At 71.5% G+C, this 21,965-nt stretch carries 25 protein-coding genes; 14 read left to right on the plus strand and 11 right to left on the minus strand.

Translation table 11 applies throughout. The annotated features are described in order from the left end of the window. Positions 1–3 precede the first annotated feature (3 nt). A complete protein-coding gene (locus GN153_RS16035) occupies positions 4–2,022 on the plus strand; it encodes a COG1470 family protein (protein ID WP_159904569.1) in 2,019 nt (672 codons plus the stop codon). On the opposite strand, the gene thiD is transcribed toward GN153_RS16035, so the two are convergent. Next, positions 2,019–3,383 (minus strand): bifunctional hydroxymethylpyrimidine kinase/phosphomethylpyrimidine kinase, encoded by a 1,365-nt coding sequence (thiD, locus tag GN153_RS16040; protein WP_159904571.1) that lies wholly within the window; start codon positions 3,381–3,383, stop codon positions 2,019–2,021. The two genes, GN153_RS16035 and thiD, sit on opposite strands and share 4 nt — an antisense overlap. Before the next feature lie 206 nt (positions 3,384–3,589). Here thiD and GN153_RS17595 point away from each other — a divergent pair, with 206 nt between their 5' ends. From GN153_RS17595 to GN153_RS16050, 3 genes are all read left to right on the plus strand, one after another. Further along, complete coding sequence (locus GN153_RS17595) at positions 3,590–3,733, plus strand: DUF7331 family protein (RefSeq protein ID WP_201287934.1); 144 nt, start codon at positions 3,590–3,592, stop codon at positions 3,731–3,733. A gap of 103 nt (positions 3,734–3,836) precedes the next feature. Beyond that, positions 3,837–4,745: an ABC transporter ATP-binding protein gene (locus tag GN153_RS16045; protein WP_159904573.1), complete on the plus strand. Its 909-nt coding sequence runs from the start codon at positions 3,837–3,839 to the stop codon at positions 4,743–4,745. After that, a complete protein-coding gene (locus GN153_RS16050) occupies positions 4,742–5,554 on the plus strand; it encodes an ABC transporter permease subunit (RefSeq protein WP_159904575.1) in 813 nt (270 codons plus the stop codon). The genes GN153_RS16045 and GN153_RS16050 overlap by 4 nt, the downstream gene beginning before the upstream one ends. On the opposite strand, the gene GN153_RS16055 is transcribed toward GN153_RS16050, so the two are convergent. Next, the gene (locus GN153_RS16055) at positions 5,551–5,964 is read right to left on the minus strand and encodes a universal stress protein (RefSeq protein ID WP_159904577.1); all 414 of its coding nucleotides are present in this window, start codon (positions 5,962–5,964) and stop codon (positions 5,551–5,553) included. The two genes, GN153_RS16050 and GN153_RS16055, sit on opposite strands and share 4 nt — an antisense overlap. A gap of 105 nt (positions 5,965–6,069) precedes the next feature. On the opposite strand from GN153_RS16055, the gene glmM reads away from it, so the two are divergent. Then, complete coding sequence (gene glmM / locus GN153_RS16060) at positions 6,070–7,392, plus strand: phosphoglucosamine mutase (RefSeq protein WP_159904579.1); 1,323 nt, start codon at positions 6,070–6,072, stop codon at positions 7,390–7,392. Here the strand turns inward: glmM and GN153_RS17945 are convergent. Continuing rightward, entirely contained in the window at positions 7,389–7,547 is a 159-nt protein-coding gene (locus GN153_RS17945) for a DUF7563 family protein (protein WP_449271940.1), read from the minus strand. The two genes, glmM and GN153_RS17945, sit on opposite strands and share 4 nt — an antisense overlap. Before the next feature lie 87 nt (positions 7,548–7,634). Between GN153_RS17945 and GN153_RS16065 the strand changes: the two genes are divergently transcribed. Further along, positions 7,635–8,363 (plus strand): SDR family NAD(P)-dependent oxidoreductase, encoded by a 729-nt coding sequence (locus GN153_RS16065; protein WP_159904581.1) that lies wholly within the window; start codon positions 7,635–7,637, stop codon positions 8,361–8,363. 176 nt (positions 8,364–8,539) lie between these two features. On the opposite strand, the gene GN153_RS16070 is transcribed toward GN153_RS16065, so the two are convergent. From GN153_RS16070 to GN153_RS16080, 3 genes are all read right to left on the minus strand, one after another. Beyond that, positions 8,540–9,568 (minus strand): alcohol dehydrogenase, encoded by a 1,029-nt coding sequence (locus GN153_RS16070; protein ID WP_159904583.1) that lies wholly within the window; start codon positions 9,566–9,568, stop codon positions 8,540–8,542. Positions 9,569–9,647: 79 nt separating this feature from the next. Beyond that, on the minus strand, positions 9,648–10,226 hold the full coding sequence (locus GN153_RS16075) for a DUF7090 family protein (RefSeq protein ID WP_159904585.1): 579 nt from the start codon (positions 10,224–10,226) through the stop codon (positions 9,648–9,650). 51 nt (positions 10,227–10,277) lie between these two features. Next, positions 10,278–10,577 carry a DUF7577 domain-containing protein gene (locus tag GN153_RS16080; RefSeq protein ID WP_159904587.1) on the minus strand — a complete coding sequence of 100 codons (300 nt, stop codon included), beginning with the start codon at positions 10,575–10,577 and terminating at the stop codon, positions 10,278–10,280. A 162-nt stretch (positions 10,578–10,739) separates the two neighbouring features. On the opposite strand from GN153_RS16080, the gene GN153_RS16085 reads away from it, so the two are divergent. Both GN153_RS16085 and nucS read left to right on the plus strand, forming a co-directional pair. Then, positions 10,740–11,222, plus strand: a complete 483-nt coding sequence (locus tag GN153_RS16085; RefSeq protein ID WP_159904589.1) for a hypothetical protein — start codon at positions 10,740–10,742, stop codon at positions 11,220–11,222. Positions 11,223–11,327: 105 nt separating this feature from the next. Continuing rightward, positions 11,328–12,041 (plus strand): endonuclease NucS, encoded by a 714-nt coding sequence (gene nucS, locus GN153_RS16090; RefSeq protein WP_159904591.1) that lies wholly within the window; start codon positions 11,328–11,330, stop codon positions 12,039–12,041. On the opposite strand, the gene mutS is transcribed toward nucS, so the two are convergent. Further along, on the minus strand, positions 12,042–14,663 hold the full coding sequence (gene mutS / locus GN153_RS16095; protein WP_159904594.1) for a DNA mismatch repair protein MutS: 2,622 nt from the start codon (positions 14,661–14,663) through the stop codon (positions 12,042–12,044). Between the two features lie 135 nt (positions 14,664–14,798). Here mutS and GN153_RS16100 point away from each other — a divergent pair, with 135 nt between their 5' ends. From GN153_RS16100 to rpiA, 3 genes are read left to right on the plus strand one after another with little or no spacing between them, the layout of a single operon-like run. Then, a complete protein-coding gene (locus GN153_RS16100; protein ID WP_159904596.1) occupies positions 14,799–15,041 on the plus strand; it encodes an antitoxin VapB family protein in 243 nt (80 codons plus the stop codon). Beyond that, complete coding sequence (locus tag GN153_RS16105; RefSeq protein WP_159904598.1) at positions 15,038–15,430, plus strand: PIN domain-containing protein; 393 nt, start codon at positions 15,038–15,040, stop codon at positions 15,428–15,430. The genes GN153_RS16100 and GN153_RS16105 overlap by 4 nt, the downstream gene beginning before the upstream one ends. A 41-nt stretch (positions 15,431–15,471) precedes the next feature. Continuing rightward, positions 15,472–16,161, plus strand: a complete 690-nt coding sequence (gene rpiA, locus GN153_RS16110; RefSeq protein WP_159904600.1) for a ribose-5-phosphate isomerase RpiA — start codon at positions 15,472–15,474, stop codon at positions 16,159–16,161. Positions 16,162–16,179: 18 nt separating this feature from the next. Here rpiA and GN153_RS16115 read toward each other — a convergent pair whose 3' ends face one another. Both GN153_RS16115 and GN153_RS16120 read right to left on the minus strand, forming a co-directional pair. Further along, positions 16,180–17,814 carry a GMC family oxidoreductase gene (locus tag GN153_RS16115; RefSeq protein ID WP_201287935.1) on the minus strand — a complete coding sequence of 545 codons (1,635 nt, stop codon included), beginning with the start codon at positions 17,812–17,814 and terminating at the stop codon, positions 16,180–16,182. Positions 17,815–17,945: 131 nt separating this feature from the next. Further along, positions 17,946–18,113 carry a DUF1931 domain-containing protein gene (locus GN153_RS16120; protein ID WP_159904602.1) on the minus strand — a complete coding sequence of 56 codons (168 nt, stop codon included), beginning with the start codon at positions 18,111–18,113 and terminating at the stop codon, positions 17,946–17,948. A 374-nt stretch (positions 18,114–18,487) separates the two neighbouring features. On the opposite strand from GN153_RS16120, the gene GN153_RS17950 reads away from it, so the two are divergent. Both GN153_RS17950 and GN153_RS16125 read left to right on the plus strand, forming a co-directional pair. Further along, the gene (locus GN153_RS17950) at positions 18,488–18,637 is read left to right on the plus strand and encodes a DUF7563 family protein (RefSeq protein WP_449329035.1); all 150 of its coding nucleotides are present in this window, start codon (positions 18,488–18,490) and stop codon (positions 18,635–18,637) included. Positions 18,638–18,718: 81 nt separating this feature from the next. Then, the gene (locus GN153_RS16125) at positions 18,719–20,110 is read left to right on the plus strand and encodes a phosphoglucomutase/phosphomannomutase family protein (protein ID WP_159904604.1); all 1,392 of its coding nucleotides are present in this window, start codon (positions 18,719–18,721) and stop codon (positions 20,108–20,110) included. Between the two features lie 2 nt (positions 20,111–20,112). Here the strand turns inward: GN153_RS16125 and GN153_RS16130 are convergent, their stop codons facing one another. After that, complete coding sequence (locus GN153_RS16130; protein ID WP_159904606.1) at positions 20,113–20,493, minus strand: GNAT family N-acetyltransferase; 381 nt, start codon at positions 20,491–20,493, stop codon at positions 20,113–20,115. 109 nt (positions 20,494–20,602) lie between these two features. Next, entirely contained in the window at positions 20,603–20,803 is a 201-nt protein-coding gene (locus GN153_RS16135) for a small archaeal modifier protein 2 (RefSeq protein ID WP_159904608.1), read from the minus strand. Positions 20,804–20,933: 130 nt separating this feature from the next. Between GN153_RS16135 and GN153_RS16140 the strand changes: the two genes are divergently transcribed. Then, positions 20,934–21,914, plus strand: a complete 981-nt coding sequence (locus tag GN153_RS16140) for a replication factor C small subunit (RefSeq protein WP_159904610.1) — start codon at positions 20,934–20,936, stop codon at positions 21,912–21,914. Positions 21,915–21,965: the final 51 nt, after the last annotated feature.

Below are 21,965 nucleotides of genomic sequence, written 5' to 3' on the forward strand. Positions count from 1 at the left end.
CGCATGGTGGCCGTCCGCGAACTCGCCGCGGCACTCGTCGTCGTCCTCGCGCTCGGGGCGGCCGTCGCCCCGGCGGCTGGAACCGTCCCCGCTCCCGGCGGGGGGGCCCAGACGGACGACACGAGTCAGACCGTCGTCGTCACCCAGGAGTTCCGGCTCATGCCCGACCGCCCGGGATACATCGACGTCCGCTGGGAGTTCGACATCCCGGAGGCCGTCTCCGAGGTCCGCCCGCGGGTCCCGGCGGACGCTGTGAACCCTCGAACCGACGGGTTCACGCCTGCTGCCGGCACCAGCTACGAGTGGGACGGGACGACCGAGACGCCGTCGCTGACGTTCACCGTCCCGGTCAACGAGACCCGAGAGGTGCCCGGTCCCGAGGGCGCCGACGGCCAGTACGTCTTCGTCGACACTGGCGACTGGGCGGTCGCCGGAAACGACGGCGTCCCCTTCGGCTACACCTACCGCGGCGATACGGATATCACCGTCCAGCAGCGAAACGTCACCGCCGGCCCCGGCGTCGCCGGCCGGGCGATGGTCTTTCTGGGCGCCCACGAGGAGTACACTCGCTCGGCACACGGCCAGCGGTTCCGGCTGGTCGTCCCGGACGCCGCCGACCTGGCGCCCTCCAGGGAGGAGGTCTTCGACAGCGTGACCGCCGCCTCGGACACGCTTCGGGTCGGCGACCGGGACCCGCAGGTCCTGATGGTCGCGGCGCCGACGACCGTCGACTGGGGGGTCGAGGGGCTCCAGCGCGGTGACCGCGACCTCTACGTTACGGCCGACGAGGGCGTCGACACCCCCGAGAACACCTGGCTCCACGAGTACGTCCACACCCGCCAGCGGTTCAACCTCTCCGCGGAGACGACCTGGCTGGCGGAGGCGACAGCCCAGTACTACGCCGCCCGGCTGACCCTCCGGCAGGACCGGGTCGGCTTCCGCGAGTTCGCTGGCCTGCTCCGCCGCGGGACCGACAGCCGCTTCTCGGAGGCGGTGCTCGCGAACCCGGCGACGTGGTCGACGGCGAACTACCACGTCGGCGCGCTCGTCGTCGGTGACCTTGACCGGCGGACCCGGCTGGCGACCGACAGCGCGAGCACCTTCCAGGCGGTGTTCCGCCGGCTCAACGAGCGCTCGACGGCCACCTCCGGCCGCGAGTTCCTCGGGATAGTCCGCGGGACCGGGGGCGACGCCGTGGCCGAGCGGGCCCGCCGGTACGCCGAGACGACCGACCGCCCCGCGGTCTGGTCGGCCACCGAGCACGGCGAGGCCTTCGGCCCGCTCCCGGCGCGCATGCGGTACGCCATCGACGGGCTCGCGGTCCGCGGTCCCTACCGCAACGGGAGTCTGTCGGCCTCGGGCACGGTCCGGCTCGTGACCGGCGAGTCGGTCGGCGTGAACGCGACGGCGACGAACGTCGGCGGCCGCACAGGGCCGTACAACCTGACGCTGACCCGTGACGGCCGGGTCGTCGACTACGCGACCGGCGAGCTCGACCCCGACGGGACCGCCGCGGTGCCGGTCGCGGCCTCCTTCGGAGAGCCCGGCACCTACGCGCTGGCGGTCGAGGGGGCACGCCGGACCGTCGAGGTGCGCCGGCCGGCCGCCCTCACCGTGTCGGAGCTCGCTGTCGACCGCGGGCGGGTCGAGCCCGGTGCGTCGGTGACCGTGACCGCGACCGTCCGCAACGGTGCCGACCGGCCCGGGGAGACGGCTCTGACCGTCGCCCGCGACAGCCAGGTCGTCGACCGCCGCACCCTCCGCCTGGACGCCGGCGGCGTGCGAACCGTCTCCCTGAGCGTCCGGGTCCCGGAGGGCAGCCACCGGATCACCGCCGGCGACCGGTCGGTGACCGTCACCGGCGGGGACGGTGAGACGACGGCCGGGGGGCGTGAAGAGACCGGCGGGTCGGGCGGCGACGCCACGGCCGGCGGCGCCACGCCCGGCTTCGGGGTCGCCGGCGTCGTTCTGGCGGTCGCTGCTGTGCTCGCGGTGGCCCGCGCGCTCGCCCTCGACCGCTAGACCGCGTCGAGGAGTGTCGTAACCCGGTCGACCAGCGCTCCCGCGCCCGGCGCGAACAGCGTGACCAGCGGTTCCCTCGCGCCGCCCGTTCCCACGGCCGCGACGGGACTCCGGTCGGCGCCGGTGACTGCGGCCTCGACGCCGCGCCGGATGGCGACCGGAGCGGCGCCGTCTTCGCGCCCGTCCCCGTCCGCGTGGTCCTCCCGGTCGTACTCGACGACCGCCCCCTCCAGGTCGGAGAGCGCCGTCGCGATAGCGTCGTCGTACCGGCAGTTCGCGGCGAAGCGCAGGTCGGCGTCGGCCTCGCGGGCGGCGAGCAGCGCGCCGGCGACGTGGGTCGAGGCGCCAAAGCGGACCCCCCGGGGGGAGGCGACGCCGTCGAGCGTCCGCGTGACCCGTCCCTCGACGGCCGCACACTCCCCCGCGGTTTCGGCGTAGGGAGTCGCGCCGGCGACGTTCATACCCACCTCGGGAACGAGCGGCGAGACGTCGCGCTCGATGAGGTCCCGGAGGACCCACTCGACGCGCTCGGCGGTCGGCTGGCGGGCCGCGCGGTCCCGGAGCGCGACCGCGTGGTGGACCGCGCCCGGCCCCCCGCCGACGTCGACGTTGTACCGGACCGCCCGCGCGAGCAGGTCCACCCCCGACCGGACCGCCGCCGGCAGGTCGTCGCCGTGGGCGAGCCGGGTGGCGATGGCCGAGGAGAGCGTACAGCCCGAACCGTGGGTCGCGGTCGTGTCGACGCGCGCGTGCCGCAGCGTCTCGACGGTGTCGGCGGTGACGAGCACGTCGACGACGTCCTCGCCGCCGAGGTGGCCGCCCTTGACGAGGGCGGCGTCGGCTCCCATCCCGACCAGGTCCTCGCCGGCTGCGGTAGCGCTCTCTGGGTCGGTCACCTCCCTGCCCGTGAGCACCTCCGCCTCGTCGACGTTGGGCGTGACGAGCGTCGACCCGGCGACCAGTTCCTCGTAGGCGTCCTCGGCCGCTGGCTCGAGCAGACGGTCGCCCGAGGCGGCGACCATCACCGGGTCGACGACCGCCGGGCAGTCCAGCCCGGCGACCCGCTCCGCGACGAGTTCGACGACGGGTGCGGTGGCGAGCATCCCGGTCTTGACCGCTGCCACGTCGAAGTCCTCGAAGACTGCGGTCGCCTGGGCGTCGACCTCCTCGACCGGCAGGACGTGGGTGCTCTCGACGCCCGTCGTGTTCTGTGCGGTGACGCTCGTGACGACGCTGGTGCCGAAGCCGCCGCCGGCCTCGACCGTCTTGAGGTCGGCCTGGACCCCCGCGCCGCCGCCGGAGTCGCTGCCGGCGACGGTACAGACGACCGGCGGCGTGACGGGTGCAGCCTTCCGTGTCATGGACGGACGTACAACCGGGTCGTACAAATCAGCGGTGGGATACGCCGCGCCGGGACCGACCTATCCGGACCGGGGGTCCCGGAGCCCCTCCGGGTCCTCGGTCAGTATAGAACAAACATGAACAAAAATAAGCCGATAAACGATACATTTATACAGTAATACGGCTGATGTTGAATAGAAGGGCGACAAAAGCCCGTAGATACAACATGAACGGCGAACCAGAGCAGGCGACCGAGGGGGACGAGCAGTACGCGTCCATCGAGACGGGCGACGGCGACACAGTCATCTACGACCGGACCAACGAGCACGCCTGGGTTCAGTCCTCCCACACCGTCGATATCGAGGCCTGAGTCCGCCGTCCGTTCGGGGTGAGGACGGCTTTCCGGGCAGGCGAGGCTGCTGGCGACCTTTTATTTCCACCCGGACCGAGGGGTCGGTCGAGATGGTCCCCTCATGACGGCGATACGGACGGAGAGTCTCACGAAACGGTTCGGCAGCCTCACGGCCGTCGACGACCTCGACCTCACAGTACAGGAAGGGGAGGTGTTCGGCTTCCTGGGTCCCAACGGCGCGGGCAAGTCGACGACGATCGACGTCCTGCTGGATTTCGTCCGGCCGACCGCCGGCACCGCCACAGTCCTGGGTCGGGACGCCCAGACCGAGAGCACCGCGGTTCGCGAGCGCATCGGCGTCCTTCCGGAGGGGTTCGACCTCTACGACCGCCTCTCCGGACGGGCACACGTCGACCTCGCGGTCGACCTGAAAGACGCCGACGACGACCCCGACGCGATACTCGAGCGGGTCGGACTCTCCGCCGAGGCGGGCCGGCGCAACGCCGGCGGCTACTCCCAGGGGATGCGCCAGCGCCTCGCGCTGGGGATGGCGCTGGTCGGCGAACCCGACCTGCTCGTCCTCGACGAGCCGACCAACGGGCTCGACCCCAACGGCGCCCGCGAGATGCGCGCCATCGTCCGCGAGGAGGTCGACCGCGGCGCGACGGTCTTTTTTTCCTCGCACATCCTCGACCAGGTCCAGGCGGTCTGTGACCGGGTGGGGATCATCGACGACGGCGCGCTCGTGGCCGTCGACACCATCGACGGCCTCCGCGCGGAGGTCGGCACCGCCGCCACGATCACCCTCGAGGTCGACGCCCTCCCGACCGACCTCCACCTGACCGAACTCGAGGGGGTCTCCGGGGTCTCCTTCGGCGAGTCGTCGGTCACCGCCACCTGCACCGACCCCGCAGCGAAGGTCGCAGTCATCGACCGGGTCCGCGAGGCCGGCGCCACGGTCCGGGACATCACGACCAGCGAAGCCTCCCTCGAAGAGCTGTTCGCGGCCTATACGGGGGAGCGACGATGAGGTGGCTCGCGGTCGCCCGGAAGGACTTCGAGAACGCCGCCCGGGCGTACCTGGTCTGGGGGGTGGCCGGCGTCCTCGCCGCCCTGGTCGTCCTGATCGTCGCCATCCCGGGGCTGGTGGGCAACTTCTCGGCCCGGCTGGCCTTCGAGGCGACCACGCAGGCGGTGGGAACCGTCGTCCCTATCGTCGCGCTGGTCGCCGCCTACCTCTCGGTGGCGGGCGAACGCGAGTCGGGGACGCTTCGGATCCTGCTCAGCCTCCCGCCCTCGCGGCGCGACGTCGTCCTCGGGAAGTTCCTCGCCCGCGCGGCGCTGGTCGTCGCGAGCATCCTGCTCGCCTTCGCGCTCGGGGTGGTCGCCAGCCTCCTCGTCTACGGGACGGTCCCGGTCGACGTCGTCCTCGGGACGGCCGCGTTGACCTGTCTGCTCGGTGTTTCCTTCGTGGGTATCGCGGTCGGTATCTCCGCATCGGTCGGGAGTCGGGCCCGCGCGGTGGCGCTCGCGGTCGCCTTCTTCGTGCTGACCGTGGTGCTCTGGTCGCCGCTGTTGCTCGCGGTTCGGGTCCTGCTCGAACTCCCCTTGCAGGGCGGGGCCCAGCCGGACTGGTTTCTCTTCCTGGAGTCGTTCCCGCCCTCGAGTGCGTTCGGACGGCTGTACGACAGCGTCGTTGGGTCGCTGTTGCCCGGCGGACCGGCAGCCAGCGACAGCGTCTTTCTGAGCGACGCCGCCATGCTCGCCGTGCTGGCGTTCTGGACGCTGGTGCCGCTGGCGCTGGGATACTGGCGGTTCGAGCGGGCCGACCTCGGCTAGACGGGGACGAGCAGGACGGGAACTCTGTGCGTGTTGAGGACGGCCTCGGTCATGCTCGGGAGCACGAGCTCCTCGATCCGTCCCTGTTCGACCTCGCCCATGACGACGTACTCGAACTCCCGACCGGACTCCAGGATGGCGTCGGTGAGCCGCGTCTGTTTCGAGACGTCGGCCGCCTCCGCGTCGTCGGTCTCGACGTTCAGGTCGAGTTCCAGGGGGATGTCGGGGTCGACCCGGTCGACCGTCGTACGGACCTCCGCCTCGAGGTCCCGGGCGGGCTCGTCCGCAACTTCCCGGGCGTGGTAGACGAACAGGCCGTCGCCGCTGGCAGCGGCGCGTTCGGCCGCGAACTCCAGCACGGCGGTTCGCTCCTCGGGCAGCCCCCCGTACGCGACGAAGATGGTTCCCATACCCGCCGTACACCCCCGGGTGACTTCAGCCTTGGTCGGCCGTCGGTGGAGCCCGCCGGGGATAGAGACGACATACCGAAGGGGGTGGCACCCGACCGGGCGGGTATGTTCGGAACGAGCGGCATCCGCGGGCCGGTCGGTGAGGAGGTGACGGCGGCGCTGGCACTCGATGTCGGCCGGGCGCTGGGCGCCGAGACCGACCGGGTCGTCGTCGGCCGGGACCCCCGCGAGAGCGGGCGGCTCCTCGCGGACGCGCTGGCCGCCGGCCTGCGGGAGTGTGGAACCGACGTCGTGGACCTGGGGCTGGCGGCGACCCCGACGGTCGCCCGCGCCGTCGCCTGGGAGGGCGCCGACGCCGGCGCGGCGGTCACGGCTTCGCACAATCCCCCGGCCGACAACGGGATCAAACTCTGGCAGCGAAGCGGCCAGGCCTTCGACGCGCCGATGCGCGAGCGGGTCGCAGAGCGGGTCCGTGCCGGCGAACCCGACCTCGCGGCCTGGGACGGGCTGGGCGGCCGGACGGCCGCGAACGCGACCGACCGCCACCGCGAGGCACTCGTCGGGGCGGTCGACCCCGCCCGCGACCTCTCCGTGGTCGTCGACGTCGGCAACGGGGCGGGCGGGGTCACTGCCCGGGCGCTCCAGGACCTCGGTTGCGAGGTCGAGACGCTGAACGCCCAGCCCGACGGCTCCTTTCCCGGCCGGCCCAGCGAACCCACCGCCGAGCACTGTACCTCCCTTTCTACCCTCGTGCGCAATTCCGACGCGGACCTCGGCATCGCTCACGACGGCGACGCCGACCGCATGCGTGCGGTCACCGCCGACGGTGACTTCCTCTCGGGTGACGTCCTCTTGGCGATACTCGCCCGGGCCGCCGCCGAGGCCGGCGAGACCGTCGCGGTGCCCGTCGACACGAGCCTGGCGGTCGCGGACCACCTCGAGGAGGCCGACGTCGGGGTCACGCGGACGCCGGTCGGGGACGTCCACGTCGCGGCCGCGGCCAGCGAGCCCGGCGTGGCCTTCGGCGGCGAGCCCAGCGGGGCCTGGGTCTGGCCGGACGAGACGCTGTGTCCCGACGGCCCGCTGGCGGCCTGCAAGCTGGCCGAACTGGCCGCCGACCGGCCGCTGGCCGAGCGTGCAGCGGCCGTCGAAACCTACTCGATCCGCCGCCGGTCGGTCGAGGTCGGGGACAAGGCGGCGGTGATGGACAGGGTTCGGGAGCGAGTCACGCGGGAGGAAGACGAGGAGACGGTGTCGACGCTTGATGGCGTGCGCGTCGAGCGCGAGGAGGGGTGGACCCTCGTCCGGGCCAGCGGCACCCAGCCGCTCGTGCGCCTGACTGCCGAGGCACGAACGGAGGAGGGCGCTGAAGGGCTACTCGCCGATGCGGAGTCGCTGCTGTCGGCCGCCAGAAGGGATGTAAGCTAGCCGCGTCGCGTCGACCGGGCCTGTCGGACGTCGGCTCCGTCGCGGATCTTGTCCTCACACTGGGGGCAGACCCGCGGCTTGTCGACGCCGTTCGGTGTGAAAACACGTGCGTAGTCGGCGGTTACAAAGGCACCGCAGTTCTGGCATTCCGGCATACACCCCAACTGTAGAGACACCCCGTCTTAATGATTGGTGGTTCGAGAATAACTCACACTTTTCAGTTCGGGGGACTGTTGGAAGGCATGGCACACACAGCCGTCATCGCCGGCGTCGGCCCCGGTCTGGGCGCGTCGCTGGCCCGCCGGTTCGCCGCCGAGGGGTGTGACGTCGGGCTGCTCGCCCGCACCGAGTCGTTCGTCCAGGGGCTCGCGGCCGACATCCGAACCGAGTACCCCGGCGACGCCGTCGCCGCGTCCGCCGACATCACCGACCGCGAGGCCGTCGCCGACGCCTTCGCGACTGTCCGGGAGGCCTTCGGGCCCGTCGACGTGCTCGTCAACCACGCCAGCGGCGCCACCTGGGACGGCGCCGACGTCGACCCCGCGGACTTCCGGCACAGCCTGGAGGTCGGCCCCGTCGGCAGTCTCCACTGCACCCAGGAGGCGCTGGCGGACATGCGCGACACCGAGGAGGACGGTCCGCCGGAGGGCACCCGCGGGACGGTCATCTTCACCGGCGCGACCTCCGCGGTCCGCGGGCGCGAGGGTGCCCTGGGATTCAGCGCCGCGAAGTTCGCCGTCCGGGGGATGGCGGAGTCGCTGGCCCGCGAACTCGGCCCGGAGGGGGTCCACGTCGCCCACGTCGTCATCGACGGCGGGATCGCTACCCCGGCGGCGCTCGAGGCGGGCGCCGACCCCGACGAGCTGCTCGACCCCGACGCCATCGCCGACTCCTACTGGCACCTGGTCGAGCAGGACCGCTCCTCGTGGACGCTCGAACTCGACCTGCGCCCGCACGTCGAGGAGTTCTGAGCCGCGGCGGTCGGCCCGGACCCGGCGCCGTGGATATAATGCCCTCCGCCGCAAAGGCAGGACATGGACCGCTCCGGACTGGCACTCGCCGGGCTGAAGCTGTTGCACCTGGCCATCCTCGCGAGTGCGCTCGTAGCCGCGGACGGGCTCGCGTAAACGGTCCGACCCCACAGTTCTTAGGGCAGGATCACCGACCGGAAGCGCACCTCGCCGCTGTCCATCCGGTCGTACGCAGCGCGCGCCTCCTCCAGGGGAAAGGTCTCGACCTCGGGGGTGATGTCACGCAGTGCGCTGAACTCCAGGGCGTCCTGGGAGTCGCGGCCGTGGCCCGAGGCCCACCCGCGGACGGCGCTGCGGCTCCCGACGAGGTGCCCGGCGGGGACCTCGACGGGCTCGTCCGGCACCCCGACGACGGCTACCTCCCCGTCCGTGTCGAGGCCCGGAACGACACTGGCGATGGCGTCGGCGTTCGGTGCCGTGGCGAGGACGACGTCCGCGCCGCCCAGCTCCCGGAGGGCCTCGCCGGGGTCATCGCTGCTCGCGTCGACGAAGTGGTCGGCGCCGAACTCGCGGGCTGCCGGCTCCTTGTCGGGGCTCGTCGAGATCGCCACGGTCTCGAAGCCGCCGGCACGGGCGTACTGGATCCCGAGGTGGCCCAGCCCGCCCACGCCCTGGACCGCGACGAGGTCGCCCGGCCGGGCGTCGGTGTGTCGCAGGGCGTTGTAGGTGGTGACGCCGGCACACAAAAGCGGGGCGGCGTCGGCAGCGTCGAGTTCTTCGGGAACGGCCGCGAGCACCGCGCTGTTGACGAGCGTCGCCTCGGCGTAGCCGCCGTCGACGGTCACGCCGTGGATCTCGGCGTTGGCACACTGCTGGAACTCGCCGCGCCGGCAGGGTTCGCAGGTGAAGCAGTGGCCGGCGTGCCAGCCCGCTCCGACGCGGTCGCCCTCCTCCCAGGCGTCGACTCCGGGGCCGACGGCCTCGACCCGGCCGACGACCTCGTGCCCGGGGACCCGCGGGTACGAGAGGTCCGGGTGGGTTCCCTCCTTGGCGTTGGCGTCGCTGTGACAGACGCCGCAGGCCTCGACGGCGACGCGGACCTGGCCGGGGCCGGGCTCGGGCAGGCTGCGCTCGACGACCTCGAAGGGCTCGCCGGGAGCCGGGACCTCGACTGCGCGGACCGTCTCGGCATCGGGGTCGGACATGAGGGCCGGAAGGAGCCGCAAACGGAAAACGGCGGTGCCGAGGCGACCGCGGGGGGTCGGCAGCCGCCCGCGCTGGCGCTCAGAACCGGGCGGTCACGGCGCCGTCCTCGTCGAGTTCGACGACGCCGTCGAACAGTTCGCTGAAGGAGGCGACGGTGTCGTCCTCGTGGACCCCGCGGGCGAGATGAAAGAGGCCGACGGCGTCGTACTCCGCGAGCAGTTCGAGCAGGTCCTCGACGGCTGCGATGGCTCGCTTTTCGTCGGCGTAGTAGACCATCTCGGTGATCGAGTCGACGCTGACCCGGAGTTTCCCCTCGTGGGAGTCGAGAAACGCCTCGACCCGGTCGACGATGGCGTCGAGGTTGTCGGGGGCGGAGACGTACTGGACGCGGTCGCTCTGGCGGCGGGTGTAGCCGCGCTCGACGGAGATGGCGTCGAGGATGGTGGCGCTGTCCTCGTCGACCTCGTAGTGTTCGAGCTTCTGTTCGACCTCGCGCGCCGTCGTCCGGGTCGAGACCACCAGCAGGTGGTCGGTGTCGGTCTTCAGGAAATCGGTGTCGATCCGGTCGGTCTGTGCCGTGCTCGGGTGCACGAGCAGGACTCCGGTCCCGGCCGGGACCGACTCCGGGGCGTTCTCGATGGCCAGCGCGTACTCCATACACACCACGACGGGGCCGGGGCAACTATAAGCGTGCGGGCTCGGGCACCCTCACAGCGTCCGCCGACCCTCCGCTTGCGAGGACCGCTCGAGGAAACCCATCCGTCCGGGGAGCTCGCCCACGCAGCGCCGGCAGAACCGGTAGCCGCGGGCGTTGACGGCGCCACACTCCGGGCACTCCACGTCCTCCCCGCGGACGTGGTCTTCCGGCCCACCGGCGGCCGACGCGTCGCTGCCGGAAGCGTCCCCGTCCCCGCCAGCACCCGGACGGTTCCGGTAGGCGTAGGCCAGCGCCAGCAGGTGCAGCAGCGCGAGCACGAAGATGGCTCCGTAGACCCATCCCCCGGACATATGCGAATGTACGGCCACGAGTAACTTAGAATTTTTGTCACTTCTCCGGAGAGGAGCGGCGTGCGGACCGGTCCGCCAGGGCGCAGACACGGGTCGACACGGCCGGAGGTTTTTGTCCGGTGGCGGGACCAGACCGCCCGATGGGACTCACGGGTGACCCGCGTGGCTGAGCCGGCCCTCCTCGTCCGGCGGCGTCCGGACGGTCGCGGGGACTGCTTCCGGGCGCAGTGGGGCGGGAGCGAGGCGGCCCTGTCGGCCGTCCTGGAGGCCGGCCAGCCGCCACGCCGGGTCGCCGGCTGGGAGCCGTCCCGGCGGGCCGTTCCCAGGTCGGCGTGGCTCGCGGACCTCGACTGCCTCAGGCTGTCGGCGGTCTATCTCGAGGACGGCGACCGGGCCAGCGTCTACCTTCCGCTGTGGTTCGGGCTCCCGGCTGCGGGGCTGGACGCGGACCCGGACGCCGGCGCGCTCGCCCGGGTCCGGTCGCTGGCCGACGCCCGCAAACTCCGGCACGACTGGCGTGAGCTGAAAGGGCGAGTCGGAGACGCGGTCAGTGCTGGTCGGCTCCCGCTCGCCGCCGTCCCGCTGGTGCTCCGTGGAGCTCTCGCCGGCCGGGAGACGCTGGACGGCGTGCCGCCGCCGGAGTGACCCGCGTTCGTCGTGCCGCCGCGTTCCCCTCCCGGGACGGCCACGACCCACCCGGGCCGGTCCCGAGTCTGCAGGCTTTTGTGGGCGCCCGTCCTACCGCGGGACGTGACAGGGGTCGAGAGCAGAGTCGCGCCCGACGCGGAGTCCGCCCGCGACCTCGCAGCGGCGGCGCTGGACCGGGAGGCGACGGTCGTCGTCTTCGGCCGCTGTACCGTCGAGTACGACGGCCGGGCGGCGAGCACGCTCGGCCCGGGCGACCGGCTGGTGGTGCTCAAGCCCGACGGGACCGCGCTGGTCCACACCGACGAGGGGCAAAAGCCGGTGAACTGGCAGCCCCCTGGCTGTGCCCACAGCGTCGCCGTCGAGGAGGGGCTGGTCGTCCGCAGCGAGCGGGAGACGCCCGCCGAGACCCTGCTCGTCGAGTTCGAGGACGTCGCCCACGCCGCCGCCTACGACGGCTCGGACCCCGAGGACCTCTCGCTGTCGGGCACCGAGGCCGACCTCAAAGAGCGGATCCTCGCCGACCCCGACCTCGTGGAGGCGGGCTTCGAACCACGGGCGACCGAGCGGGAGACTCCGGCGGGTGCGGTCGACGTCTTCGGCGTCGACGCCGACGGGAACCGGGTCGTACTGGAACTCAAACGCCGCCGGGTCGGCCCGGACGCGGTGAGCCAGCTCAACCGCTACGTCGACGCCCTCCAGCGGGACCTGCACGCCGACGCGACCGTCCGGGGTGTGCTCGTCGCCCCCTCGGTGACCGACCGGGCCCGCAGCCTGCTGGCCGAGCGGGGGCTGGAGTTCGTCTCGCTGGAGCCCTGACTACTCCAGTTCTTCCTTCAGCTCGGCCAGCACGTTCAGCGCCTCCAGTGGTGTGGTGTTCCCGACGTCCAGGTCCGCGAGCCGCTCGCGGACCGCCCTCGGGACGTCGCTGCCGTCCGCTGTCCCCTCCGCGCCACTGATGCCAGAACCGTGGCCGTTGGTCGCGGTTGCGACGGACTCGTCCCCGGTGGCGGACTCGCTCCCGGAACCGGACTCGCCGAGCAGGTCGGCGGCGCGGTCGACGACCGTCCCGGGCACGCCGGCGGTGCCCGCCACCTCGACGCCGTAGGAGGCGGCGGCCGCGCCGGGCTCGACGGCGTGCTCGAAGACCACCTCGCCCCCGTCCTGGCTGGTCCGGAAGTGGAGGTTGAACACGCCCGGGAGCTCGTCGGCGACCGCCGTGAGGTCGTGGTGATGGGTCGCGAACAGCGTGAGCGCCCCCACCTCGTCGTGGAGGTGCTCGGTGACCGCCTGCGCGATGGCGAGGCCGTCGGCGGTGCTCGTGCCCCGTCCGACCTCGTCGAGCAGGACCAGCGAGTGCTCGGTCGCACCCTGGAGGATGTCGGCGAGTTCGGTCATCTCGACCATGAACGTCGACCGGCCGCCGGCGATGTCGTCGCTGGCGCCAACCCTGGTAAAGACCCGGTCGAGCACCGAGAGGTGGGCGTCGCTCGCGGGGACGAAGCTGCCCGCCTGGGCGAGGATCGCGATGAGGGCGGCCTGGCGCATGTAGGTCGATTTCCCGCTCATGTTGGGGCCGGTGACGACCGCGACGCGGTGCTCGCCATCGAGGTGGAGGTCGTTGGGGACGAAGTCGTCCTCGGTGCGCTCGACGACCGGGTGGCGCCCGTCCTCGACGTCGAGGTGGGGGTCGCCATCGACCACGGTCGGCCGGCAGTAGCCGTACTCGGCGGCGACGGTCGCGAAGGAGACCAGCGCGTCCAGCCGCGCGAGCGCGTCCGCGACCGTCTGGAGGCGCTCGGCCGCGTCGGCGACCTCGCCGCGCACTTCGCTGAACAGCTCGTACTCCAGGTCGTCGGCGCGGCTCTCGGCGCCCAGGATCTCGTCTTCCCGCTCCTTGAGCTCCGGCGTGTAGTAGCGCTCGGCGTTTTTCAGCGTCTGGCGGCGCTCGTACTCGTCGGGGACGCTGTCGAGGTTGGCGTCGGTCACCTCGATGTAGTAGCCGTGGACGGCGTTGTGACCGACCTTCAGTGAGTCGATGCCCGTCCGCTCGCGCTCGCGGGCCTGCAGGTCGTCGATCCACGCCTTCCCCTCGCGTTCGGTCTCCCGCAACTCGGCCAGCCGGTCGTCGTACCCGGGCTTGATTATCCCGCCCTCGGTGAGTTCGCGGTCGGGGTCCTCCCGGACGGCCTCGCCGATGAGCCCCCGGACGTCCGAGAGGTCCGCGAGCCGCTCCCGCAACTCGACGAGCAGGTCAGCCTCACAGTTTCGGAGTGTCTCCCGCACGTCGGGCACCACGTCGAGCGTCTCCTTCAGCGAGCGCAGGTCCCGCGCGGTCGCCCGCGAGCGGCCGACACGGGAGACCAGCCGCTCGACGTCGTAGACCTCCCGGAGCAGGTCGTGCAGGCGCTCGCGGTGCTCGACCGCCCCCCGGAGTTCGCCGACGGCGTCGTGGCGGGCGGCGATCCGGTCGGGGTCGACCAGCGGGCGGCGCAGCCAGTCGGTGAGCCGGCGCCGGCCCAGGGCGCTGGCGGTCTCGTCCAGCACCTCCACCAGCGAGAGGTCGTCCCGGCCGCGGACGGTCCGGCGGTCGAAGAGTTCCAGACTGTCGAGCGCGACCGCGTCCAGCAGCATGTACTCCCGGGGGTCGTACCGGGTGAGGTGGTTCAGATACTCCAGCCGCTCCCCGGCCCCGCGGGCGTACTCCGCATACGACAGGAGCGCGCCGCAGGCCCGGAGTTCGGTCTCGTTGCCCAGCAGCCGGCCGGGGGCGCCGAAGTAGGCTTCGAGGGTCCCGCGGGCGCTGTCGGCCTCGAAGGCCGTCGGGTCGTAGGGGCTGACCACGCAGTCCTCGCTCAGCAGGTCAGGCGAGGCGTCGGGACCGACGATGGCCTCCGCGGGCTCGAACCGGCCGAGTTCGTCCGCAACCAGGTCAGGGTCGCGGGCACTGGTCGCGTAGAAGTCGCCCGTCGAGACGTCGAGCACCGCGAGGGCGTGCTCGCCCCCGGCGGCGACCGCGGCGACGTAGTTGTTGTCCTCGCCCTCCAGGAGTTCCGCCTCGGTGAGCGTCCCCGGCGTGACCACGCGGGTGACCGCCCGGTCGACGACCCCGCTGGCCTGGGCGGGCTCCTGGACCTGGTCGGCGACCGCGACCCGATAGCCCGCCTCGAGCAGGTCCTCGATGTAGGACTCCGCGTTGTCGATGGGGACGCCCGCCATCGGGTACTGGCCGGTGTTGTCCTCCCGCTTCGTGAGGGTCACCTCGCAGGTCCGAGCGACGGTCTCGGCGGCCTCGCAGAAGGCCTCGTAGAAGTCCCCGACCTGGAAGAGGAGGAGGGCGTCGTCGTACTGTTCGCAGAGTTCGAAGTACTGGGCCATCATCGGCGTGAGCTCCTCGCGGCGCTCGCGCATCTTCGCGGGCGGACCCAGAGCCGCGTCCATACCCGGCCGGCCGGGCGCGACGGTATTCACCGTTTCGCACCCGTCGCGGGCCTCGTCATCCACCCGGCCGGCCCGCACCGCGGGCACCAGTTCTGCCTCGAATTTATGTATGTACACACACCACTGTGTATTGAAATGGCGACGAAAACGATCTCACTCGACGAGGAAGCCTACGAGCGGCTCAGGGCTCACAAGCGGGAGGGCGAGTCCTTCTCGGACGTCGTCAAGCGGCTCGCGGGCGAGCGCTCGTGGACGGAAGTGGCCGGCATTCTCTCCGACGAGGAGGCGGAGGAACTCGAGGACATCGTCGAGGCTGGACGGGACCGCTCCCGCGAGCGCCGCGAGCGCCTCGACACGGACCTGCGGAGCGGGGAATGATCGAGGACACGTCGTTCATCGTCGACGTCCTGCACGACGAACCCGACGCCCTCCGGTATCTCGAGCGTCTGGAACGGGAGAACCGCCCGGAGAAGGTCGCCTCGGTCACGGTTCTCGAACTCTACGAGGCCGTCCCTCAGTTGGCTGTCCCGGAGGAACGCCAACGGAAGATACTCGACGTGCTCGACACCCGACACGCCGTCGCCGCCGACGAGACGGTGATGCGGAAGGCAGGGACGCTCTCCGGGGAACTCGCGTCCCGGGGCGAAACCATCGACCGGGAGGACTGTATAATCGGTGCGACGGCGCTGCTGGCCGACGAGCCAGTCCTCACCCGCAACCACGACCACTTCGAACGCATCGACGGCCTCAACGTGGAGACGTACTGATACCCCGAACGCTTTACACCCTCACGCGAGCAGGGGCGGGTATGAAGGGTGGTGGCAGCGAGGCGGCCAAACGCCGGGCGGGTGAGTCCGCGGCAGAGGCCGTCGAGGACGGGATGGTCGTGGGACTCGGCACCGGAAGCACCGCAGCCCACGCGATCCGGAAGCTCGGCCGGCGTGTCGACGCCGGCCTGGACATCGAGGGGATCCCCACCTCATTCCAGGCCCGCGAGCGCGCCAGCGAGGCCGGCATCCCGCTGACGACGCTCTCGGAGGCCACGCCCGACCTCGCCATCGACGGGGCCGACCAGGTCGCCGGCGGCCACCTCGTCAAGGGCGGGGGCGCGGCCCACACCCGCGAGAAGCTGGTCGACGCCGCTTCCGACCGCCTGCTGGTGGTCGTCGACCCCTCGAAGCTGGCCGACGCGCTCGACCACCCGGTCCCCCTGGCCGTCCTGCCCGACGCCCGTCGGCCCGTCGCCGACGCCGTCCGCGAGCAGGGCGGCGAGCCCGACCTGCGCCGTGCCGAGCGCAAGGACGGCCCCGTGGTCACCGACGAGGGCCATCTCGTGCTCGACTGTGACTTCGGGGCGGTCGACGACCCCGCAGGTCGCTCCCGGGCGCTGTCGGCCGTTCCGGGCGTGGTCGAACACGGTCTGTTCGTCGGCATGGCCGACGAGATACACGTTGGGGACGGGGATGGCGTGACGGTCCACACTCCCGGGACGGAGTAACAGTGAATCCGGGAGCGTTCAGTCGTCGTCGGCGGCCACCGGCTCGGCGGTCGGTTCGGTCTCGCCGCGGACAAGGTCGGCGGCCTTCTCCGCGACCATGATCGTCGGGGCGTTGGTGTTGCCCGAGGAGATGGTCGGCATCACGGAGGCGTCGACCACGCGCAGCCCCTCGACGCCGTGGACCCGCAGCCGGTCGTCGACGACGGCCATGTCGTCGTCGCCCATCTTGCAGGTGCCCACGGGGTGGTAGACCGTGTGGGCGGTCTCGCGGATGTGCTCGATGATCCCCTCGTCGGTCTGGACTCCCTCGCCGGGCCAGACCTCCCGTCCCAGCACGTCCGCGAAGGCCTCCGTGTCGAAGATCTCGCGGGCGCGCTTGACGCCCTCGACGAGCACCTCCAGGTCCTTCTCCTCGTCGAGGTAGTTGGGGTCGATGGCGGGGTCGTCGAAGGGGTCGGCCGACCGGAGCCGTATCTCCCCGCGGCTCTCCGGGCGGACCTGGGTCGCGCCCAGCGAGACGCCGTGGCCCTCGTCGGGGTTGTCCTTCCCGTGGTTCATCAGAAAGCCCGGACAGAAGTGAAACTGCAGGTCCGGCGCCGGCTCCCCGTCGTCGACGTAGGTGAACCCGCCGGACTCGGCGACGTTCGTCGTCAGCGGCCCCGACTTGAACAGCATGTACTTGATGAGGTTGACGAGACTTTCGGCCTCGTCGAGGGTGTCGGTCTCGGTGGTCTCGTGGATCGTAAAGGCGAAGAGGTGGTCCTGGAGGTTCTTGCCGACGCCCGGAACGTCGGCGGTCACCTCGACCCCGTGCTCGGCGAGGTGGTCGGCCGGCCCCACGCCCGAGAGCATGAGCAGTTGCGGGGAGTTGACCGCGCCGGCGCTCAGGATCACCTCCGAGTCGGCGGTCGCCTCCCGTCGTTTCCCGTCCTGCTCGTAGACGACGCCGGTCGCGCGGTCGCCGTCGAAGGTGATTTCGGTGACCTGGGCGCCCGTCTCGGCGGTCAGCGTCGACCGGTCGAGGACGGGCTTGAGGTAGGCGTCGGCCGCGCTGCACCGTTTTCCTCCTTTCTGGGTGACGTGGTACAGCCCCGCGCCCTCCTGTTGCTCGCCATTGAAATCGCCGTTGGGCGGGAGGCCGGCCTCGACGGCCGCGTCGACGAAGCGCTCGGCCAGCGGCCGGGGGTCCTGCGGGTCGGTGACGTTCAGCGGCCCCTCGGTACCGTGGTAGCCGGGGTCCCCGCGGGGGGAATCGAGCGTCTCCGCCCGCTTGAAGTACGGCAGGACGTCCTCGTAGCCCCAGCCCTCGTTGCCCCGCTCGGCCCAGGTGTCGTAGTCGTGGGGGTGGCCGCGGATGTAGATCATCGCGTTGATCGAACTCGACCCGCCCAGGGTCTTCCCGCGGGGCCAGTACAGCTCCCGGCCGTTCATCTCCGCCTGGGGTTCGGTGTCGTAGTTCCAGTCCCGCTCGCTGTTTTCCTCTTCGGCCAGCGTCGCAAAGCCCGCCGGCATGCTGACCTCGCGGTCGTCGTCGGGCTTGCCGGCCTCGAGCAGGAGCACCGAACTCCCCTCGGAGAGCCGGTTTGCGAGTACACAGCCCGCCGACCCGGCACCGACGACGACGTAGTCGTACGTCATGTGCTGACGTGCCATGGCACCGATGGCGGCGCCAGCGACTTAAAAGTGCGTCCGAAGCGTGGGTGCTGAGCGGCTGACGCCCGGCTGTGAACGCAGCCGACGCTGAAGGCGTGGGGGGAGAAAATCGAGAACGCGGGGCGTCCAGCTTACAGGTCGCGGGGCTGGACGGTCTTGCGGTCGTTGGCCTGTGCGCGGTCCGCAGCGTCCTCGAGCAGCTCCTCGACCTCGTCGTCGAGGGCATCGTAGAAGTCGGAGGCGACGTTCATGTCGTCGAGCGTTTCCTTCACGGCGGCTTTGACGATTAGGTCTGCCATACAGGAGCCCGTTTCCCGAGGACGGGTTATAAGCTTTCCCGTTTATCGCCGCTCTCGGCGCCTGTGACGGGGTGTTCGGCCGCTTCCCGGCCGGCTGGACCCGACACATAAGAGGGATCCGGCTCCGTAGTCCCGACATGCATGACAGCCCCGACGCCGTCGCAGGTGGGGAGTTGAGCCCGGCGGCTGTGGAGGCACGGCTCGCCGGGTACGTCACCAGCGAGGCCGGCCGGTTCGACGCCATGCGCGAGCGACGCAGCGGCGTCCCCGAGGCGGCTCAGAGGCCAGGATTCGTGCCTAACAGTGTTGGCACTCAGGATATGTCCCGTGGCCGCGTGTGATCGATCGCTGGCGAAGGATGCCGGCACCGGATGATGCCAGAATGTAACCACTGCGGTGCGCACGTCTCGGACCGATTCGCACGGGTGTTCGCCGACGAGTACGGGCGGATCCACGCATGCCCGAGCTGCTCGGCGAACGCCGGCATCGCCGAAGTCGCACGGGAGCGTGCGCGCCAAGTCTGACCCCAGATAGTGTCGCCTTCAACCGGACGGGATTTCTCCCGCTTGGCAGTCTTTTAGTGGCGTCCCCGCCCAGCAGCGAGTATGGACGACGCCGACGCGGTCAGCTTCGGGACGGACGGCTGGCGGGCCACCCGCGAGGAGTTCACGCTGCCCCGCGTCCGGCTGGTCGGCCGGGCGGTCGCCGCCCACCTCGACGACGGGGACAGGGCGGGGCCAGTCGCCGTCGGCTACGACGCCCGCGAGCGCTCCCGGGAATTCGCCGAGGCGCTGGCCGACGTGCTGACGGCGGCCGGCCGGGACGTCCGGCTCTCCGACCGCGACTGCCCGACGCCGACGCTGGCTTGGACCGTCACACGAGAGTGTGCCGGCGGCCTCGTGATAACGGCCTCGCACAACCCCCCCGAGTACAATGGCGTGAAGTTCATTCCTACGGACGGCGCGCCCGCCCTGCCGGCGGTCACCGAGGACATCGAGCGCCGGCTGGGCGCCGTCGCCGACGACCCGCCGACGGTCCCGGAGGGCGAGGCCGGCACCGCCACCGACGTCGACATGGTCGGCCCCTACGTCGAGCACGCCCTGGACTTTGCCGGGGCGGATCTGTCGGGGCTGTCGGTGGTCTACGACGCGATGCACGGCAGCGGGCGCGGCGTGACCGACCGCCTGCTCTCACGGGCGGGCGCCGACGTCACCCGCCTGCGGTGTGACCGCGACCCCGACTTCGGCGGCAGCGCACCGGAGCCGGTCCCCGAGCGGACCGAGCAGCTGGTCGGGCGGGTCACCTCCGGGGAAGCGGGCCTCGGAGTCGTCAACGACGGCGACGCCGACCGGCTGGGTATCGTCACCCCCGAACGCGGATTTCTCGACCCGAACGTCCTCCTGGCGGTCCTCTACGAGTTCCTGCTGGAGGACGACGCCGGCGACGTCGTCCGGACGGTCTCGACCTCTAGCCTGGTGGACCGAGTCGCCGCGGCCCACGGCCAGGCCGTCCACGAGACGGCGGTCGGCTTCAAGTGGGTCGCCGAGGCGATGGCCGAGCACGATGCGCTCGCCGGCGGCGAGGAGAGCGGCGGCTTCGGCGTCACCGCCCACCTCCGCAACAAGGACGGCGTCCTCCTCGCGCTGCTCGTGGCCGCCGCCGCGAGCGAACGCCCGCTCGACGCGCGCGTCGACGACCTGTTCGAGACCCACGGCGAGGTCCACCAGGACCGCGTCAGCGTCGACTGCCCCGACGACCGCAAGCCGGGGATCCTGGACGCGCTGGAGGAGGGCATCGGCGACGAGGTGGCCGGGACGCCCGTCGAGGAGGTCAACACGGTCGACGGGTTCAAAGTCGCGCTCGCGGACGGGACCTGGCTGCTGGTCCGACCGTCCGGGACCGAGCCGAAGATGCGTGTCTACGCCGAGGCCACGAGTCAGGAACGGGTCGAGGAGCTCCTGGCTGCCGGCCGGGACCTCGTCGCCCCCCACGTGTAGGGCTACCCGGTCCCGGCGCGCAGGACCCCGCGGTACCGGTCGGGCTCGTCGGCGGGCTCGATGTCGAACCCCAGCGATTCCCAGAACGGCCGGACGCGGGCGTCGAACTCCGCGACCAGCCGGTCGCGGCGGTCGGCGGCGGCCTCGACCAGCGCGGTCCCGATCCCCTGGTCGCGGCGGCCCCGCCGCACCGCGACCGCGGCGATACGGTCGCCGTCGAGGACGAGCGTCCCCAGCACCCGGCCCTCCTCGACGGCCACGAGCACGTCCCCGCTGGCGATGCGCTCGCGCAGGCTGTCGACGTCGACCCGGAGAGCGGCGCCGTCGACGACGTTGAGCACGTCCGGGAGGTCCGCGACGGTCGCCTCGCGGACGGCCGTCACGGCGACTCACCGGCCGCCGGCGGGGTCGGGAGTGCCGGGAGGAACACGGCCATATCTGACTGAACGGCTGCGGTGGAAAAAACCCCTTCGCGGTCGTCCGCACTCCCCTCTACCCGCCCTCGACGAGACGGACGACCTGCACGGTGTCGACGTCCTCGGGGACGGCGACGTCGGTCGGGACGGGGTTGCCGTCGACCAGCACGGCCACCTCCTGGCGGCTCACTTCGAAGGGGGCGAGCAGGTCGGCGTAGGTCTCCCCCTCGACCTCCCGGACCCCCTCGCCCGCAAAGTCGACGGCGACGGTTGGCATACCCGCTGCTCGGCAGCGGAGCGGCTTCAGCGTGTCGCGTCCCCTTAGGCCCCCGCGCTGCCCCCGCCGCGGACAGGTGTCTGGCCTCGGTCTCGCGGGGTTTATGCCCGCCCCGAGCCACCCCGTGGGTATGAGCGAGGCCGAGGCCGACGCCGACAGCGGGGGGCGCGAGGAGATCTGGCTGGAGAAGTACCGCCCACAGCGGCTCGCCGAGATCGTGGGCCAGGAAACGATCACCGAACGGCTCCAGAGCTATGTTAATAAAAATGAATTATCACATATGTTATTTTCTGGCCCGGCGGGCGTCGGCAAGACAACCGCCGCGATGGCGATCGCCAAGGAACTCTACGGCGAGGACTGGTCGGACCATTTCCTCGAGCTCAACGCCTCCGACGAGCGCGGCATCGACGTGGTCCGCGACCGGATCAAATCTTTCGCCCGTACCTCCTTCGGCGGCGCGGACTACCGGATCATCTTCCTCGACGAGGCCGACGCCCTCACCTCCGACGCCCAGGCAGCACTCCGCCGGACGATGGAGCAGTTCTCGAACAACGTCCGCTTCATTCTCTCGTGTAACTACTCCTCGCAGATCATCGACCCGATCCAGTCGCGGTGTGCGGTGTTCCGGTTCTCGCCGCTGCCCGACGAGGCCGTCGCGGCGCAGGTCCGGAAGGTGGCCGACACCGAGGGCATCGAGGTGACCGACGACGGCGTCGACGCCCTCGTGTACGCCGCCGACGGCGACATGCGCAAGGCCATCAACGGGCTCCAGGCCGCCGCGGTGACGGGCGAACTGGTCGACGAGGAGGCCGTGTTCGCGGTCACCAGCACCGCCCGGCCAGAGGAGATCCGCGAGATGGTCACGCTCGCACTCGATGGGGAGTTCACGGCCGCGCGGGCGCGGCTGGACGAGTTGCTCACCGAGGAGGGGATCGCCGGCGGGGACATCATCGACCAGCTCCACCGCTCGGTCTGGGAGTACGACCTGGGCGACGAGGCCGCGGTGCGGGTGCTCGAACGCATCGGCGAGGCCGACTACCGGATCACCGAGGGAGCGAACGAGCGCATCCAGCTCGAGGCGCTTCTGGCGTCGCTGGCGCTCGAGGAGTAGTCCCCCGGCACGCGACGCGGATCCACGGCCTTCGGAACTGTTATACGGATT

The sequence above is a fragment of the Salinirussus salinus genome, assembly GCF_009831455.1.
Lineage (GTDB): Archaea > Halobacteriota > Halobacteria > Halobacteriales > Haloarculaceae > Salinirussus > Salinirussus salinus.

Bases quoted from the DNA above. Each gene is read 5' to 3' on its own strand.
- GN153_RS17950 (WP_449329035.1), top strand. From the start codon at position 18,488: ATGCCAGAATGTAACCACTGCGGTGCGCACGTCTCGGACCGATTCGCA.
- GN153_RS16070 (WP_159904583.1), bottom strand. From the start codon at position 9,568: ATGTCCGACCCCGATGCCGAGACGGTCCGCGCAGTCGAGGTCCCGGCT.
- GN153_RS16105 (WP_159904598.1), top strand. From the start codon at position 15,038: ATGATCGAGGACACGTCGTTCATCGTCGACGTCCTGCACGACGAACCC.
- thiD (WP_159904571.1), bottom strand. From the start codon at position 3,383: ATGACACGGAAGGCTGCACCCGTCACGCCGCCGGTCGTCTGTACCGTC.
- GN153_RS16045 (WP_159904573.1), top strand. From the start codon at position 3,837: ATGACGGCGATACGGACGGAGAGTCTCACGAAACGGTTCGGCAGCCTC.
- GN153_RS16140 (WP_159904610.1), top strand. From the start codon at position 20,934: ATGAGCGAGGCCGAGGCCGACGCCGACAGCGGGGGGCGCGAGGAGATC.
- glmM (WP_159904579.1), top strand. From the start codon at position 6,070: ATGTTCGGAACGAGCGGCATCCGCGGGCCGGTCGGTGAGGAGGTGACG.
- GN153_RS16035 (WP_159904569.1), top strand. From the start codon at position 4: ATGGTGGCCGTCCGCGAACTCGCCGCGGCACTCGTCGTCGTCCTCGCG.
- GN153_RS16100 (WP_159904596.1), top strand. From the start codon at position 14,799: ATGGCGACGAAAACGATCTCACTCGACGAGGAAGCCTACGAGCGGCTC.
- GN153_RS16080 (WP_159904587.1), bottom strand. From the start codon at position 10,577: ATGTCCGGGGGATGGGTCTACGGAGCCATCTTCGTGCTCGCGCTGCTG.
- GN153_RS17945 (WP_449271940.1), bottom strand. From the start codon at position 7,547: ATGCCGGAATGCCAGAACTGCGGTGCCTTTGTAACCGCCGACTACGCA.
- mutS (WP_159904594.1), bottom strand. From the start codon at position 14,663: ATGGACGCGGCTCTGGGTCCGCCCGCGAAGATGCGCGAGCGCCGCGAG.
- rpiA (WP_159904600.1), top strand. From the start codon at position 15,472: ATGAAGGGTGGTGGCAGCGAGGCGGCCAAACGCCGGGCGGGTGAGTCC.
- GN153_RS16115 (WP_201287935.1), bottom strand. From the start codon at position 17,814: ATGGCACGTCAGCACATGACGTACGACTACGTCGTCGTCGGTGCCGGG.
- GN153_RS16065 (WP_159904581.1), top strand. From the start codon at position 7,635: ATGGCACACACAGCCGTCATCGCCGGCGTCGGCCCCGGTCTGGGCGCG.
- GN153_RS16075 (WP_159904585.1), bottom strand. From the start codon at position 10,226: ATGGAGTACGCGCTGGCCATCGAGAACGCCCCGGAGTCGGTCCCGGCC.
- GN153_RS17595 (WP_201287934.1), top strand. From the start codon at position 3,590: ATGAACGGCGAACCAGAGCAGGCGACCGAGGGGGACGAGCAGTACGCG.
- GN153_RS16120 (WP_159904602.1), bottom strand. From the start codon at position 18,113: ATGGCAGACCTAATCGTCAAAGCCGCCGTGAAGGAAACGCTCGACGAC.
- GN153_RS16055 (WP_159904577.1), bottom strand. From the start codon at position 5,964: ATGGGAACCATCTTCGTCGCGTACGGGGGGCTGCCCGAGGAGCGAACC.
- GN153_RS16135 (WP_159904608.1), bottom strand. From the start codon at position 20,803: ATGCCAACCGTCGCCGTCGACTTTGCGGGCGAGGGGGTCCGGGAGGTC.
- GN153_RS16125 (WP_159904604.1), top strand. From the start codon at position 18,719: ATGGACGACGCCGACGCGGTCAGCTTCGGGACGGACGGCTGGCGGGCC.
- GN153_RS16050 (WP_159904575.1), top strand. From the start codon at position 4,742: ATGAGGTGGCTCGCGGTCGCCCGGAAGGACTTCGAGAACGCCGCCCGG.